The sequence below is a fragment of the Streptomyces katrae genome, from assembly GCF_002028425.1.
Taxonomy (GTDB): Bacteria; Actinomycetota; Actinomycetes; order Streptomycetales; family Streptomycetaceae; genus Streptomyces; species Streptomyces katrae_A.
Genome location: NZ_CP020042.1, coordinates 4,888,411 through 4,904,263, shown reverse-complemented (window position 1 = coordinate 4,904,263; position 15,853 = coordinate 4,888,411). Strand labels below are relative to the sequence as shown.

Annotated in this window: 11 protein-coding genes and 2 pseudogenes; all 13 read right to left on the bottom strand. The window is 75.3% G+C overall.

The features are described from left to right. Positions 1–22 precede the first annotated feature (22 nt). The 13 genes and pseudogenes from B4U46_RS22490 to B4U46_RS22440 all read right to left on the bottom strand — a co-directional run bounded on the left by B4U46_RS22490 (position 23) and on the right by B4U46_RS22440 (position 15,741). Complete coding sequence (locus B4U46_RS22490; protein ID WP_079429504.1) at positions 23–1,144, bottom strand: NAD(P)/FAD-dependent oxidoreductase; 1,122 nt, start codon at positions 1,142–1,144, stop codon at positions 23–25. Between the two features lie 55 nt (positions 1,145–1,199). Next, entirely contained in the window at positions 1,200–1,820 is a 621-nt protein-coding gene (gene wrbA, locus B4U46_RS22485; protein WP_079429503.1) for an NAD(P)H:quinone oxidoreductase, read from the bottom strand. A 53-nt stretch (positions 1,821–1,873) separates the two neighbouring features. Continuing rightward, a complete protein-coding gene (locus B4U46_RS22480) occupies positions 1,874–3,310 on the bottom strand; it encodes a multicopper oxidase family protein (RefSeq protein WP_079429502.1) in 1,437 nt (478 codons plus the stop codon). 44 nt (positions 3,311–3,354) lie between these two features. Beyond that, positions 3,355–3,633: a hypothetical protein gene (locus B4U46_RS40670; protein ID WP_420543178.1), complete on the bottom strand. Its 279-nt coding sequence runs from the start codon at positions 3,631–3,633 to the stop codon at positions 3,355–3,357. A gap of 228 nt (positions 3,634–3,861) precedes the next feature. Then, positions 3,862–4,581, bottom strand: a pseudogene (locus B4U46_RS40665) (lyase family protein); the annotation flags it as partial. A gap of 597 nt (positions 4,582–5,178) precedes the next feature. Beyond that, positions 5,179–7,146 (bottom strand): annotated as a pseudogene (locus tag B4U46_RS40660) (FAD/NAD(P)-binding protein); the annotation flags it as partial. Then, the gene (locus B4U46_RS22470) at positions 7,128–8,507 is read right to left on the bottom strand and encodes an AMP-binding protein (RefSeq protein WP_079429500.1); all 1,380 of its coding nucleotides are present in this window, start codon (positions 8,505–8,507) and stop codon (positions 7,128–7,130) included. The gene B4U46_RS22470 and the pseudogene B4U46_RS40660, both read right to left, overlap by 19 nt. Next, positions 8,504–9,724 (bottom strand): MFS transporter, encoded by a 1,221-nt coding sequence (locus tag B4U46_RS22465; protein ID WP_159402115.1) that lies wholly within the window; start codon positions 9,722–9,724, stop codon positions 8,504–8,506. The genes B4U46_RS22470 and B4U46_RS22465 overlap by 4 nt, the downstream gene beginning before the upstream one ends. A 2-nt stretch (positions 9,725–9,726) precedes the next feature. Then, positions 9,727–11,373 (bottom strand): class I adenylate-forming enzyme family protein, encoded by a 1,647-nt coding sequence (locus B4U46_RS22460; protein WP_079429498.1) that lies wholly within the window; start codon positions 11,371–11,373, stop codon positions 9,727–9,729. After that, entirely contained in the window at positions 11,370–12,566 is a 1,197-nt protein-coding gene (locus tag B4U46_RS22455) for an FAD-dependent monooxygenase (protein WP_079429497.1), read from the bottom strand. Before B4U46_RS22455 ends, B4U46_RS22460 begins: the two co-directional genes overlap by 4 nt. A 7-nt stretch (positions 12,567–12,573) precedes the next feature. Further along, positions 12,574–13,359 (bottom strand): amidohydrolase family protein, encoded by a 786-nt coding sequence (locus B4U46_RS22450; protein ID WP_237293069.1) that lies wholly within the window; start codon positions 13,357–13,359, stop codon positions 12,574–12,576. Between the two features lie 7 nt (positions 13,360–13,366). Then, a complete protein-coding gene (locus tag B4U46_RS22445; RefSeq protein WP_079429496.1) occupies positions 13,367–14,470 on the bottom strand; it encodes a 3-dehydroquinate synthase II family protein in 1,104 nt (367 codons plus the stop codon). 437 nt (positions 14,471–14,907) lie between these two features. Then, positions 14,908–15,741, bottom strand: coding sequence for a 2-amino-3,7-dideoxy-D-threo-hept-6-ulosonate synthase (locus tag B4U46_RS22440; RefSeq protein ID WP_079429495.1), 834 nt, complete (start codon positions 15,739–15,741; stop codon positions 14,908–14,910). Positions 15,742–15,853: the final 112 nt, after the last annotated feature.

The window sequence follows — 15,853 nt, the reverse complement described above, 5'->3', positions numbered from 1 at the left end:
CCGGACACAGCGCCCCCACCGCTCAGGGGTAGATCAGCCGGGTGTTGATGTGCTGCTTCAGGGCCTTGGCGTCCGCGCCGCTGCGGGCCAGGGAACGGTCCCAGCCCGTGGTGAGGACCGCCTCGGACGGGCCGAGGTCCACGCAGGTCACGTAGGGGTCGGGGCGGAAGACGGCGACCGGCTCACCGGTGAGGTCGGCGACCGCGTTGTGCCCGGCGGTGGCCCCCGAGGGGATCGCGTACTGGCAGCTCTGGGTGGCGGTGCGGCCGTCCTCCACGGCCGCAGCCGCGGTGTCGCCCGCCGCGAAGACGCCCTCCGCCTCCGGCAGGCGCAGCTGCTCGTCCACGAGCAGCCGGCCCAGCCCGTCGCGGGGGCCGGGGAACCGGGCGGTGAGCGGGCTCGCGGTGAGGCCGCCCGTCCACACCACGGTGGCCGCTTCGAGGCGGGTGCCGTCGCTCAGGCCCAGGGTGGTGCCGTCGTAGGACAGCGGGGAGCAGCCGGTGCGCCACTCGGCGCCGGACCGGGCGAAGGCATCGAGGACCAGCGGGCGGGCCTCGTCGCCCAGGCCCGGCGCGGGCAGCTGTGCCCGTTCGACGAGGACGATCCGCGCACCGGGGTACGCCGCCAGCCGCTCGGGCAGGGTCCCGGCGAGCTCGACGCCCGCCAGACCCGAGCCGACCACGACGACCGTGAACCGGCCCGGGGTGTCGGGGAGTCCGGCCAGCGAGCGCAGCCGCCGGTCCAGGGCGTGTGCCTCGTCGAGGGTGTCGATGTAGTGCAGGGCGCCGGCCCCCGGCAGCGCGGGCTTGCGCACCCGGCTGCCGGTGGCCAGCACGAGCCGGTCGAACGGAACCGGCCCCGCCGGGCCGGCGAGGAGCACCCGCCGCCCCGGAAGGTCGACGTCGGTGACCTCCGCACGCAGCCGCCGCACCCCGATCGGGGCGAGCACCCCGTCCAGCGGGACCCGCATCCGCTCCGGCCCGGCCTCGTACAGGCGCGGCCGGATGACCAGGTCCTCGCCGGGGGCGATCAGGGTGATCTCGACGTCCTCGCCGGCCCGGCCGGCCTGGCGCCGGATGCGGGCCGCCGCCTTGGCGGCCCACACGCCGGCGAATCCGCCGCCCGCGATCACGATCCGGGACATGCTGCTGCTCCTTGCTGTTCTCACGGGGACGGACCGGTGCTGCGCCTGCGGCCGGTCAGAGCGCGGCGAGGCCCTTCTTCAGGGCGGTCGCGATCTGGTGGGCCCGGCGGGCCTGGAACTCGACGGCGGCCAGGTTCTCGTCGGTGGGCGGGGTGGTCCCGGTCGCGCCCGAGACGCTGCTGGCGCCGTACGGGTTGCCGTTGGACCCGGCGAACTGGACCGGGTCGGCGTAGCCGGGCGGGACGATGATCGAACCCCAGTGGGTGAAGACGTTGTTGAGGGAGAGCAGCGTCGACTCCTGGCCGCCGTGCGTGGTGTTGGAGGAGGTGAAGGAGGAGACCACCTTGTTGACCAGCTTGCCCTGGTACCAGAGGCCGCCCGCCGTGTCGAGGAAGCCCTTGAGCTGCGCGGCCGGCAGGCCGAAGCGGACGGGCGTGCCGAAGATGACGGCGTCGGCCCACTCCAGGTCGTCCAGGGTGGCGGTGGCCACGTGCGAGGTGGCCTCCAGGTGCTCGCCCCAGGCCGGGTTGTAGGCGATGGCGTCGGCCGGGGCGGTCTCGGCGACACGGCGCAGCCGGACCTCGGCGCCCGCCTTCTCGGCGGCCGCGGCGGCGGTCTCGGCCATCTTGTGGACGTTTCCGGTGGAGGAGTAGTAGATGACGGCGACGTTGGTCACGGGAATGCTCCTTGAATTGGTTGAATCGGCGGTGTTGTTGCGGCGCCACCAGGTCATGAGATCTCCATTTGCGCCATCATTCCCATGGCGGCGTGGTCGAAGAGATGGCAGTGGTAGAGGTACTTCCCGCGGTGCGAATCGAAGGTCGCCTGGACCTTCACGGTCTCGCCGGGCATGACCCGTACGGTGTCCTTGAGCCCGGCCTCCGCGGGGCCGACCGGCCCGCCGTTGCGTTCCAGCACCCGGAACTGCACCAGGTGCATGTGGAAGTTGTGCGGGACGAACCGGTTGACGTTGCTGACGGTCCAGATCTCCGTGCTGCCCCAGGCGATCGACTGGTCGATCCGGGCCGGGTCGTACACCAGGTCGTTCATGTACGCGCCGGGGTTCGCCCGCCCGTCCTCGTCCATCCGCAGGGTGATCTCGCGGTGGACGGTGGCCGGCGGGAGCGGGGGGAGGGTGCGCAGCCGGTCGGGTACGGAGCTGGGGTCGGCGGCGGTGCGCGTCACGTCGAAGCGCAGCACCTTCCCGACCTGCTCGACCGGGCCGGGGCCCTCGGTGTTCTCCAGCACCAGCCGGGTGCCCAGCGGATAGCGGGAGAAGTCGATGACGACGTCGGCGCGTTCGCCGGGGGAAAGACTCAGCGTGTCGGTGCGGTACGGGGTTTCGAGCAGTCCGCCGTCCGAGCCTATCTGGATGATTTCCCCGCCGTCGGAGAGGCGGAGGGTGAAGAAGCGTATGTTGGTCGAATTCAGGATGCGGAAACGGTACTTGCGGGCGGCCACCTGGAAGTACGGCCAGGGCTTGCCGTTGGCGAGGATCGTGTTCCGGTTCTGGAAGTCGTCCATCACGTAGAGGAGTTGTCCGGCGTCGTCGAAGCGGACGTCGCGCAGGGCGATCGGTACGTCGTACTGGCCGGAGGGCAGCGGCAGGGCGCGTTCCTCGTCGTCGCCGAGCAGGTAGAAGGCGGACAGGCCGCGGTAGACGTGCTCGGACTCCATGTGGTGGGCGTGGTCGTGGAACCACAAGGGGGCGTGCGCCTGGTCGTTGGCGTACCGGTAGAGGCGTGCGGTGCCGGGGGCGATGGTGGCCATGGGGTCGCCGTCGTTGTCCGGGGTGACGTGCCCGCCGTGGAGGTGGATGGAGACCGGCATGTCCAGGCGGTTCTTCTGCCGGATGACGACCGGGCGCCCGCGGCGGGCGCGGACGGTGGGGCCGGGGAAGGCTCCGTTGAAGGTGATCACCTCGGTGTCGACGCCGGGGATGATCTGCGTGTTGGCCCGGCCCACGTACATCTCGTACGTGTCGGTGCCGTTGGCGGTGGACACCGGCAGGAGGGTCGGCGGGACCGGCATGGCGGTCTGGAACGGCGTCACCACCGGGGCCGCCGCGGCGGCGGGCGTGGTGAGCAGCGGGGTGAGGGCCGCGCCGGTGAGGGCGGTGCCTCCGGTGGCGAGGGCGGCGCCGAGCAGGCGGCGTCTGGTGAGCATGGGGTCCCCCTGGTGTGCGTGCGTTCTTCGGTGCGCGGCGGTGGTCAGCGGTAGTGGGCGAGGGCCCGGTCCACGAGTGCTGCGGAGGCGCCCGTGTAGCCGGCCGGGTCGAGCAGTGCGCCGATCTCGGCGGGGTCCAGCACCTCGGTGACCCGGGCGCTGGCGGCGAGCAGGTCGGCGAGGGCGGTGCCCTCGTCGGCGGAGCGGCGGGAGCAGGCGGTGACGAGCCGGCGGGCCTCTGCCTTGCCGAGGGCGGGGGCCAGGGCGGCGGCGATCCGCTCGGAGGCGGTGAGGGCCCCGGTCAGGGCGAGGTTCTCCCGCATCCGTGCCGGGTGGACGGCGAGGCCTTCGAGGAGTTCGGCCGCGGTGGCCGCCGCCCCGCCGGTCAGCCGCAGGCACTCGCGCAGGGGCTGCCATTCGGCGTGCCAGACCCCGGCGGGCCGCTCGTCCTCGGCGAGCAGGCACTGCGCGAGCACGGCCGCCTGCGCGGGCACCTGGAGGGCGGCCGAGCGGACCATCGTGGCGAGCACGGGGTTGCGCTTGTGCGGCATCGCGGAGGAGGCCCCCCGCCCGGCCGGTCCGGGCTCGCCGACCTCGGCCACCTCGGTCCGGGCCAGCGACAGCACGTCCACGGCGATCTTCCCCAGGGCACCGCAGGCCAGGGCCAGTTCGGCGCCCAGTTCCGCGACGGGCGTGCGCACGGTGTGCCAGGGCAGCACCGGGGCGCGCAGCCCCGTCTCGTCGGCGAAGGCCTCGGCCAGGCGCACCGCGTAGTCCTCGCCGGACTCCCCCGGGGCGTCGAGCCGGGCGTACTCCAGGTACCCGGCCAGGGTCCCGGCCGCGCCGCCCAGCTGCACGGGCAGGTCCGCGCGGACCCGGCGCAGCCGGGCGGCGGACACCGCGACGGCCTCCAGCCAGCCGGCCGCCTTCAGCCCGAAGGTGACGGGCACGGCGTGCAGGGCGAGGGTGCGGCCCGGCATCGGGGTGTCGCGGTGCCGGGCGGCGAGCCCGGCCAGCGCGGTGCGGCACCGCTCCAGGTCGGCCAGTACGGTCTCCAGCGCCCGGGCCGCGACCAGTACGGCCGCCGTGTCCATGATGTCCTGGCTGGTCGAGCCGCGGTGCACGTAGTCGGCGGCGGCCGGGTCCACGGCGGCGACGGCCTCCGTCAGCGCCTCCACCAGTGCCACCACCGGGTTCGCGGACTCCCGCGCCCGGACCGCGAGCAGCGCGGCGGGCAGCGGGGCCGTCCCGGCCACGCGGGCCACCGTCTCGGCGGCCGCGGCCGGCACCACCCCGAGCCGCGCCTGGGCCCGGACCAGCGCCACCTCGGCGTCCAGCAGCGCCCGCAGCCAGGCCCCGTCACCGGTGGCCGCCTCGGCGGCGGTTCCGGCCCGCACGGGGCTCAGCAGCCCGACGTCCCCGCCGGACCCCGGCCCCGCCGCGCCGCCCGCCGCCACGGGCGCAGCCACCGCCGGCGCCCCGGACACCGCCCGGGCGGAGGAGGACTCCTCCCGCCCGGCACCGGCCCGCGCCGCCACCGGCCCGCTCTGCACCGCCGCGGCCCCGGACGCCGCCGGTGCGGACCCGGACGCCGCCCGAGCCGCCCCGGGTTCCGCCCGGGCCGGCCCGCTCTGCACCGCCGCGGACCCGGACGCCGCCGGTGCGGACCCGGACGCCACCCGAGCCGCCCCGGGTTCCGCCCGGGCCGGCCCGCTCTGCACCGCCGCGGCCCCGGACGCCGCCGGTGCGGACCCGGACGCCGCCCGAGCCGCCTCGGGTTCCGCCCGGGCCGGCCCGGACTCCGCCCGGGCGGGCCACGGTTGCGCCCCGGCGGCCCCGGACGCCTCGTGGGCCTCGTGGGCCTCGACCGGGTCCTCCTCCCCCGCCTCCCCGAGGCCGAGGAGTTGGCGGGCCAGGGCGTCCGCGTCGCCGACCGTCACCGAGTCGACGCCGGGCCGGACCCCGGCCGCCGTCACCCAGTGGAGGCCCTCCGTCGGCACGCCGAAGGCGTACAGGGCCGGGTGCGGGCGGCCGTCGGCGGCGACGACGCGGTACGGGCGCCGGGTCACCGCCAGGGCGCCGGTCTCGTACTCCATGCCCTCCGGGCCGCCCGTCATCCGGTACGGCCTGGCCTGCCCGGTGTCCAGCAGCCCGCGCAGCAGCGGGTCGGCGGTGCGCCGGACGTCGCCGTCGGGCAGCCGGGCCTCGATCAGCACCCGGGCCAGGACCCGTGAGCCGGGGACGGCGGACTCGGCGGCGAAGGCCCCCGAGACCGGGTCCACGTCCATGCGCGTGCCGGGGCCCAGGACGGTGAGGACCCCCGCCTCGATGAGCGCGATCATCTCCGCGATCCGCCGCGCGGGCGGGCCGATGGAGAGGAAGGCGTTCAGCGGGGTGTACCAGCGCTCCAGGTCGTCGCGGTGCGAGCGGGCGGTGAGCCCGCCGTGGTCCACGACGAGGCGGATCTCGTTGCGCAGGTCGCGCAGGACGTCGAGGGCGGCCTTGAAGGGGCCGTCCACGTTGCCCGCGCGGGCCCGGGCCAGGTCGCCGCGGAGCCGGCCGAGCAGCCAGGCGCGGTGTTCGGCGGTCCCGCCGAAGCCCCCTTCGCGGCCGCCGTCGGCGAGTCGGGACCAGTCCCAGCGGGCCGTGGCGGGGACGCCGTACGCCTCCAGCCGTTCGCGTTCCTCCGGGCCGTCCCAGGGCAGTTCGAGCCAGGTGCGGCGGAAGGCGGCCCCGGCCTCACGGCCGTCGCGGGCGGTGATCAGACCGGTGTAGTAGACGGTCTCGGTCTCCTTGGCGATCAGCGGCCACAGGTCCTGCCGGAAGTCCAGGCCGCCCTCCGCCGCCGACCGCTTGACCAGCGACTCCACCACCTCGGGCCGCAGTACGGCCGGGGTGTGCCGGCCGTGCGGGCCCTTCTGGTTCTCGCCGCGCGCCTGGTACGGGACCCCGCGCCGGGAGCCCGCGTACAGCTGCGGTTCGCGGCCCGACGGGTGGTAGACGAGCCGGTCGCCCTCCTGGGTGAAGGCGCCGCCGCGGCCGTGGGTGAAGAGGGTCATGTGGTCGAAGAAGTTCAGGCCCAGCCCGCGCAGCAGCACCGGTTCGCCCGCGGCGACGGCGGCCACATCGCTCTCCGCCGGGTTGCCGGGCGGTACGTAGAGCAGACCGCGCCCGGCGGCGTGGGCGGCGAACTTCCGCTGGAGCGCGGAGGGTTCGGCGTCCACGTGGCCCTGGGCGAGGACCAGCCCGGCGAGCCGGGGCAGCCGGGTGCCGTCGGCGAGGCGGACCCAGGGCAGGCCGGTGGCGGGGTCGGTGCCGCAGGCCACGGCCGCCGAGCGGTGGGTGACGAGCTCGACCTGCGGCGGGGCCGCGGCCCGGACGCGGTCGGCGGCCCAGCGCAGGTAGGCGCCGTAGAAGGCCCGGCTGGGGTAGGAGTCCGGGGTCAGGGCGCGGGCCTCCGCGAGGAGTTCGCGGTCCGCGCCGTGGCCCTGCGCCCCGCCGGCCCCCGCCCCGGCGGCGAGGTCGCGGGCCCACGCGTACAGGCTGGGGCCCGGCTCCACGGGGCCGTCCATCACCACGCTGCTGTCGGAGAAGACCGTGACCTGCGAGGCGACCGTGTTCATCAGCAGCAGCCGGTCCTGCCCGGTGGCCCAGACCCGGCCCGGGCCGTGCTCGGCCGGGTCGATCAGGTGGACGGTGATCCGGGCGTCCCCGGGCAGCGTCCGGGCGTTGGCGCAGAGACGTTCCAGCAGGCTCAGGCCGCGCGGTCCGACGCCGACGACCGCGACCGCCGACGGGGACCGGGCGCCGGGCGCCGTCAGTCCAGATACGTCCATCCGTCCTCCCTCGCATCGGCCGCCTCGTACAGGAAGCGGGGCTTGACGAACCGGTCCTCGCGCAGCAGGGCGCCGGGCGGGATCAGGGTTCCGGGGCCGCCGACGGTGAGCTCGACGGGCAGGCCGAGGGTTTCGGCGAAGCCGGCGCGCAGCTTCGCGGCGGCCTCCTCGTGCACCTCGCGGCCCTCGCGGGCCTCGACGGTCAGCCGCAGCCGGTCGTGCTCGGCGACGGCGCGCCAGAGGTGGGCCCGGTACTCGACGGGCAGCCCGTAGACCAGCGCGTCGATGTCGTGCGGGCGCACGGCCCGTCCGGCGACGCGGACGGGGGTGCCGTCTCGGCCGAGGACCTCGATGACGGGCAGCGCCCAGCCGCAGGGGCAGTCGTTCTCCGCCCCGAGGACGACGAGGTCCCCGGTGTCGTAGCGCAGGAGCGGCATGGCCTCCCGGTGGAGGGTGGTCACGAGCAGCCGTCCGCGGCCGGCGGGGGTGATGCGGCCGATGGCCGGGTCCTGGACCTCGAAGAGGAAACGGTCGGCCCAGGCGTGCAGCCGTCCGTGGGGGCACTCCCCGGCGAGGCTGGTGGTCTCGGTGGAGCCGTAGTCCTCGATCACCCGGGCGCCGCCCCACAGTTCGCCGATCCGGGCCCGCTTGGCGGCGCTGAGCGGCTCCCCCGCGACGACCAGGGCGCGCGGGCCGTTCCCGGCGGCCGCGGCGGCGAGGGTCCCGGCGCCGAGGGCGTCGTCGGCGGCCGCCCACAGCAGCGGTTCGCTGGGCAGCGACCAGGTGACGGTGGGGCGGACGTCGCGGACCAGCCGCAGCAGCCGCCGGTAGGGCATCATCGACGTCCGGTTGTCGGCCGGGATCACCAGGGCGCCGGCGGTGCGGGCCGCGTGGTGCATCTGGTGGGCGGTGGTCGCCATCGAGTACGGGGTCTTGACGAGCACCCGGTCCTCGGCGGTGAGGGCCGCCGCGGAGCGGTTGAAGCGGTCGGCGGTCTCCGCCCAGTCGTTCTCGGTGAGGTAGGAGGCGGTGGGCTCTCCGGTGGTGCCGCTGGACTCGTGGTAGGTGGCGACCTTGCTGCCGGGTACGGCGAGCATCCCGAAGGGGTAGGCGTCGCGCAGGTCGGACTTGAGGGTGGGGCGGATCCCGTCGAGGCAGGTGCGGCCCGCCGTGAGGCGTCCGGCGTAGAAGGGGCTGCGCCGGGCGCGGGCGAGGGCGGCGGGCAGGGCCGCGCGCTGGAGGCGGAGCAGTCCGGCGTGGTCGGACCAGTCCCCGAGCCGCGGCCAGGGGGCGGCGGACGGCGGGGCGGCGGGGGGCGAGGGGGCGGCGGGTGCGGAGCCGTCCGCCGGTGTCGTGGTCATCGCTCGCCCGCCGGCTGGAGGCCGGGCTCGCCGGCGGGCGGGGCGGCGGGGACGCCGAGGGCGGGTCGGGCGACGGCCAGGAGCACCAGGAGCAGGCCGATGACCTCCCCGCCGGCGGCGACCCAGCCCAGGCCGCCGGCCGAGGCCCACTCGACGATGCCGCCGCCGATGGAGGCGCCGAGCGCCGAACCGATGTAGATCGCCGAGTTGTTGAGGGCGAACGTGAGGTGCATGTGCGCGGGGTCGATCTGCGCGAGCCGGGAGAACTGGGCCGGGGTGAAGGCCCAGCCGCTGACGCCCCACACGGCGATCACGGCGGCCAGGGCGACGTAGGCGGACGTCCCGTCGAGGGTCTGGGCGACCAGGGAGACGGCGGCCAGGGCGAGGGCCAGCACGACGATGGTGCGCCGGATGGTGGTGGTGCCGCCGGCACGGTCGGCGCTGCGGCCGCCGAGGATGTTGCCGAAGACGGCGGCCACCCCGAAGACCAGCATGATCAGGGTGGTGGCGAACTCCCCGTCGCCGCCGACGCCCGTGCCGTGCACCAGGGTGGCCAGGTAGGTGAAGACGATGAAGGTCGAGCCGATGACGGTGACGGACTGCAGCAGGGTCAGGCCGACGGCCGGGCGGAGCATCGGCCGGAACCGCTCGGCGATGCCGGGTCCGGGGGTGCCGGGCAGCCGGGGCAGCGCGGCGGCGGTGGACAGGGCGGCGACCAGGGCGAGTGCGGCCACGAACCAGAAGGCGCCGCGCCAGTCGGACAGGGCGGAGATCAGGACGCCGATCGGGACGCCGAGGACGATGGAGACGGTGAGCCCGCCGGTGACGATGGAGATGGCCCGGCCCCGGAACTCGGGCTCGGACTGTTCGGCGGCGGCCGCGGTGGCGACGGGTCCGAAGACGCCCGCGGCGACGGCGGCGACGATGCGGGTGGCGAGCAGCACCCCGAAGGCGGGGGCCACGGCGGTGAGCACGTTGGCCAGGGCGAACAGGCCCATGCTGCCGACGAGTACGGCCCGCCGCTCGGCCTGCTGGGTCAGCGCGGACAGCAGCGGCGATCCCAGTGCGTAGACCAGGGAGAAGACGGTGACCTGGAGGCCGGCGGCGGCCAGGGACACGCCGAGGTCGTCGGCCATGCCGCCGAGGATGCCGGCGACGATGAAGTTGTCGGTGCCGATGGCGAAGGTGCCGATCGCGAGCGGCGCGATCCTGCGCATGTTCATGAGGGTTCCCCAGGGGTGGGAGTGGTCAGGGCGTCGGCGAGCTGCCGGCGCAGTTGGCGCTTGAGGACCTTTCCGGAGGGCCCGAGCGGGACCTCGTCGGCGTCGCGGGCGACGTGGAGCGCACCCAGGGCGGGCAGACCCGCTCCGGCGAGCGCCTTGTCGGCGGCGGCGCGCAGTTGCCCGGCGTCGGCGCCGGCCGGGTCGGCCGGGCGCAGGACGGCGACGGGGCGTTCGGCTCCGGAGGCGTCGCGCGCGCCGACGACGGCGCAGTCGTCGAGCCCGGGCAGGGCGCCGAGCAGGGTCTCCTCCATCAGGAGGGAGTACGCCGGGCCTTCGGGGGTGTGGATGACGTCGACGGCCCGGTCGAGGTGGAAGTACGTGCCGTCCTCGCCCTCGCGGACGACGTCCCCGGAGAGGAACCAGCCGCCGAGCCGGGAGCGGTAGTAGCGGTCCTGGTCGTTCCAGTAGCCGGGGGTGAGGGTGGGGCTCTTGACGCCGAGCAGTCCGGCCTCGCCGCGGGCGGCGGGGGTGCCGTCCTCGCGCAGGACGGCGATCCGCGCCCAGGGGTGGGGGCGGCCGATGCAGCGGTCGTGGCGGACGGTGCCGGCGGTGGTGACGTGGCCGAACTGGGCGAAGCCGAGTTCGGAGGAGCCGAGGCCGTCGATGAACTCGGCGCCGGCGCGGACCAGGGGGGCGATGTGCCGGCCGTGCGCGGAGTCGCCGGTGTTGAACCACCGCCGTACCGAGGAGAGCACGTCGTCGTCGGGGCCGAGGGCGGCGAGTTCGGCGTAGGTCTGGGCGAAGGCGACGACGGTGTGCGGGCGGTGCTCGGTGATCGCGGCGGCCACGTGGGCGCCGGAGCGGTCGGCGAGCGCGATCAGGCGGGCGCCGGTGAGCAGGGCTCCGGCGGCGAAGCTGGCCCCGGCCTGGTGGGACTGGGGTACGGCGGACAGCAGCACCTCGCGTTCGGCGGGCTGCGGCAGGAGCAGCAGCTCGCGCAGGGCGGCGACCGCGCCCTCGTGGGTCCACACGACGGCCTTGGGGATGCCGGTGGTGCCGGAGGAGTGGCTGATCAGCACCGGGTCGTCGGGGGCGTGCCGGAAGCGGCCGGCGGGGTCGAGGCGGCCGGCGCCGAGGGAGGTGAGCTCGTCGGACACGGCGAGGACCCGCAAGGCCTCGAGGGCGCCGGCGGCGCGCAGGGCCTCGCGGTGGGCGGCGTCGGTGACCAGGCCGGACGCGCCGGTGCGCTCGTACAGTCCGGCGGCGACGGCGGCGGGGAGCCGCCCGTTGACCAGGACGGGGATGGCGCCGATCTGGCTGAGGGCGAGGAAGTGCAGGACGTCCTCGAAGCTGTCCTTGAGGTAGACGGCGACCCGGTCGCGGGGGCCGATGCCGTGCGCGAGGTACCAGGCGGACCAGGTCCGGGCCAGGTCGTCCAGGCCGGTCAGGGTGAAGTCGTGGCGGCGCTCCCCCGCCGGGTCGAGCAGCGGGTGCTCGCTGTGCAGGAAGGGGGCGTCGGGCTCGGCGCTGGCGGCGAGGGCGTGCTCCAGCAGGCTGCCGCCGCCGAGGGCGGCCGCGCGGGCGAGTTCCTCGCGGGTCAGGGCCGGGGTGGGGGCTTCCGCGGTCGCGGTGGGCTGGGTCATCGTATGGGCTCCGCTCTGGCGGCCTCGGCCGCGTCGTATCCGAACAGCCAGTCCTGGGCGGCCAGTTCGTGGCTGCTTCCGAGGGCGGCGTCGCGGTGGCGCTGGCCGTCCCCGTCCGGCAGGTGGAGGGTCTTGGCGTTGTCGCGGGAGATCTGCTGGATCCGCGCGGTGCGCGCCATCCGGACCCGCTCGTAGCGGCGCAGCCGCTCGGCCAGGCCGGTGCCGCCGTGCTCGGTGAGGCACACCACCAGGGCGGCGGCGTCCTCCACGGCCTGGTTGGCGCCCTGGGCCCGGAAGGGCAGCATCGGGTGGGCGGCGTCCCCGAGGAGGGTGACCCGGCCCCGGGACCAGCCCGGTACGGGGTCGCGGTCGTGCAGGGCCCAGCGGCCGACCTCCCCGGCGGCGTCGAGGACGGCGGCGACGTCCCCGTGCCAGCCGTCGTACGCGGCCCGCAGGTCCTCGATGCGGCCGGGGGTGTTCCACGACTCCTCGGGCCGCCGCCCGACGCCGGGGGCGGTCGCGGCGAAGCTGATCCGGGTGCCACCGGCGACGGGGTAGCAGACGAAGTGCCGGCCCGGGCCGAGCCACAGCCGTACGGCGGGATCGGCGACCAGGTGCGGGAGGCGTTCGGCGGGGACCAGGCCGCGGTACATGTCCTGGCCGGAGTAGCGGGGTTCGTCCTTGACGAGGAGGTCGCGGGTGGCCGAGTGGATCCCGTCGGCGCCGACGACGAGGTCGGCGCGCCGGGTGGAGCCGTCCTCGAACCGGAGCACCGCCTCGTCGCCGTGCTGCTCGACGCCCACGCACCGCAGGCCGAGGCGCAGGGTGCCGGCGGGGAGCTTGGAGAGCAGGATCTGGTGCAGGTCCGCGCGGTGGACGGCGTAGTGCGGGGCACCGTACCTCTCCTCGCACTCCTCGCCGAGCGGGGTGCGGGCGAGGAGTCCGCCGTCGTTCCAGCGGCGCAGTTCGATCGCGCGGGGCCGTACGGCGACCGCGCGCAGGCAGCTCTCGACGCCGAGGCGGTGCAGCAGCCGGGCGGCGTTGGGGGCGACCTGGAGGCCGGCGCCGATCTCGCGCAGGTGGCGGGTCTGTTCGTACACGTCGCAGGACAGGCCCGCGCGGGCGAGCCCGAGTGCGAGGGCCAGACCTCCGATCCCCGCCCCCACGACAGCGATGCGTGGCTGCTGTTCCATAGTCATCTCACAAGGGGTCTTCGGGCCCCAGCAGGTCCGCCGCGTTGTGCCAGAGGATCTGCCGGAGCTGCCGGTGCTCCAGGCCCAGGGCCGCGTACTTGGCGAGTTCGACGGCGGGGTGCTGTAGCGGGTGTTCGGTGCCGAAGAGCAGCCGGCGGGCGCCGAGCCGTTCGACGGCCAGCCGGATGACGGCCGAGTAGCCGCCCGAGGTCTCCAGCAGGACGTTGGGGCTGTCCTTGATCAGCCCGATCCCGTGGAGGTCGATCTCGCCGACGCCGGAGTGGCCGAGGACGAAGGTGACCCGGGGGAAGGCCGCGGCGAGGGCGGCCAGGTCGCGGACCATGGCCCCGGGGCGGTGCAGGCACACCGTGTAGACGGGGTGGCGGTGCCGCTCGGCGATCTCGACGAGGGCGTGGGTGCGCGGGTCCGCGAAGGGCACGCCGTGCACCGCGGGGGAGATCTCCAGGCCGCGGAACTCGGCGGCCCGGCCGGCGTAGGCGCCGGGCTCCCGGTGCGGGTTGGCGAAGTGGAAGGGGACCAGCCGGCCGCCGGAGGTCCGGCAGGCGGCGAGGACCGCGTCGTTGTCGGCGTCGGTCTCGATGTGGCCCCCCTCGACCAGCTGCCGGGACAGCAGGTCGAGGGGGATCGTGCCCCCAGCGGAGACGGCCGCCCGGGTGATCCCGTGCGCGTCCATGGTGCCGAGCAGGCGGGCTGCCGCGCCGTCCTGCGGGACCAGGCGCGCGTGGAAGTCGAAGACGGGCGGGGGCGTCGGGGCCGGGGGCACGGGGGTCACCGGGTGATCACTTCTCGAGGCAGAACTCGTTGATCGGGTAGCCGACGTGCCGGTCCTCGGTCGGCAGGTAGCCGAGCACCACGTCGCCGGGCTTGAGCTCGGTGGAGTTGAGGACGACACCGCCCGGGCCGAGGACGCGCACGTGCCAGTCGTCCTGGAGGATCAGGTTGGCGGTGCGGCCGTCGGGGCCGACCGCGTCGATGGAGATCAGCGGACGGGTCTCGATCTTGACGCGGCCCACGGTGACCAGGCGGGTGTTGCCGTGGATGTCGACCGCGGTGACCCGGGAGCCCGACTTGAGCTCGCTGAGGTAGTTGGTGCGCTCGTTGTTGCCGAGGGTGTAGGAGTGGATGCCGCCGGCGTTGACGCGGAAGGGGCGGGTCGGCATGTACGGCAGCGGGTGGGTCTCGCTGACGCACAGGATCATGCCCTTGGAGTGGGAGCCGATCAGCAGGCCCTCGTCCTCGCCGAAGTGGGTGGCGGTGTCGACGCAGGCGCGCTCGCCCATGCCCACGTGCGCGGTGGCGGTGACGGTCAGTTCGGTGAGCTGGAGGTTGGGTACGCCCGCCTCGGCGGAGGCCTTCAGGGCGGTGGCGTCGCCGACCTTGGCCGGGGCCATGAGCACGCCGTCGGAGCCGAGTTCCAGGACACCGAAGATGATCTCGGCCTCCTCGACGTCCTGGGCGACGGTGATCAGGGAGCCCTGGGCGCGGGCGGCCGCGGCGATCACGATCTCCAGCGGGATCTTGGTGGGGTCGCGGAAGAGGAGCAGGCTCCACTTCTCGGTGCGGCCGGACTGGCAGGCGTCCTCCAGCGTCGCGGCGTCGACGATCTCCACGAACCGGCCGAACTCCACCTCGGGGTGGCGCAGCGCCAGCTCGGCGGTCTCGCCGTGCTTGGCGGGGTCGACGATGACCACGTCGGCCGCGCCGAAGGACTCCGGCAGCGCCTTGCCCTGCGGGAAGAGGATCTTCTTGACGGTGGGCGGAAGGCCCTCGAAGTCGGCGGCGTCGTCGGCGAGGATGCCGTCGATCCGGGCGTGGATGGCCTCCTGGACGATGGCGTCCTTGGCGGAACCGACGGAGCGGATGTCGACCCAGCTGAGCTTCACTTCGTGACTCCTTGTGGATGTACGTGCATGTCGGCATGCACGTAAGCGGGGGCATACGGGGCGGGGGTATGCGTCGTTTTGTGTCGGCGTGCACGCCGGCCCCGGGCCGCGCGAAGGCGCGGCGGGGCGTGCGGCGGTCACGCGGGTACGGGTCCGGGCGCTCGAGGCGCGCTCGGGACCGGCCCGGGACGGGCCCGGGGAACGGCCGGGCCCCTCTGGGGCGGCGGTCGAGACGGGACGGGGCGGGACGGGGCGGGACGGGGCGGGACGGGGCGGGACGGGGCGGGACGGGGCGGTGCCGGTCGGCGTGGGACCGCTCCGGGTGGGGCGGGCCTGCGGGTGCGGGCCTGCGGGGTCGGGGGCGGGGGTACGGGTGCGCGGGTGGCCGTCCGGGTGCCGTCGCGCCCGGCCGGGTGCCCGCCGTGTCCGTCCGGCTCTCAGACCGTGGCGGGCGCACGCACCCCGGCGGGGGCCGGGGCCTCCCAGGACGGGGTGCGCCCGTCGGCGTGGATCAGGTCGGCGAGCCTGCGGGCCAGCGCCGCCGGGTCGGCGGCCTGGAAGACGTTGCGGCCCATCGCGACGCCCGCGGCGCCGCCCTTGAGGGCCTCCTCCACGTAGCCGGCGACCAGCTCGGGCGTGTCCAGGCGGGGCCCGCCGGCCACGATCACCGGCACCTGCGCGCCGCTGACCACGTCCGACATCTCCGCCGGATTGCCGACGTACACGGTCTTCACGATGTCCGCGCCCAGGTCGGCGGCGAGGGTGATGGCGTGCGCCACCAGCTCGGGGTCGTAGGGATTGGTCACGCGCGGTCCGCGCGGGTACATCATGGCCATCAGCGGCACGTTCCAGCGGTCGCAGGACTCCGCCACGGTGGCGAGGTCCTTGATCTGCCCCCGCTCGTCCTCCGCGCCCACGTTGACGTGGACGCTGACCGCGTCGGCCCCGTACCGCAGGGCCTCCTCCACGCTCGCCACCAGGTACTTGGCGTCGGGGTCGGGGGCGTGGCGGGTGCTGGCGCTGAGGTGGACGATGAGCGATGTCTCCGCGAAGTGCCGGGGATCCACCTGCCGGACGCTCCCCTTGTGCAGGACGATGGCGTCCACACCGGAGCCGGACAGCTGCCCGGCGAGCCGGTTCACCCCGCCGGGCAGCTGGAGTGGCCCGTCGGTGACCGAGTGGTCCAGCGGAACGACGAACAGGCGGCGGCTGCCTTCGTGGTAGAGCCTGTGGAGCCGGGCCTCTCGACCGTATGCGTGGTGCAGCGACATCGTTCTTCCTCCCGTTAGGCGGCTGCGGCTGCGTGGCTGCCGGCTTGACGCAAACCTTGCCTTCCGCTGACACCGGCGCCCATCACGCGAACACGGGATCCGGGGCGTGATC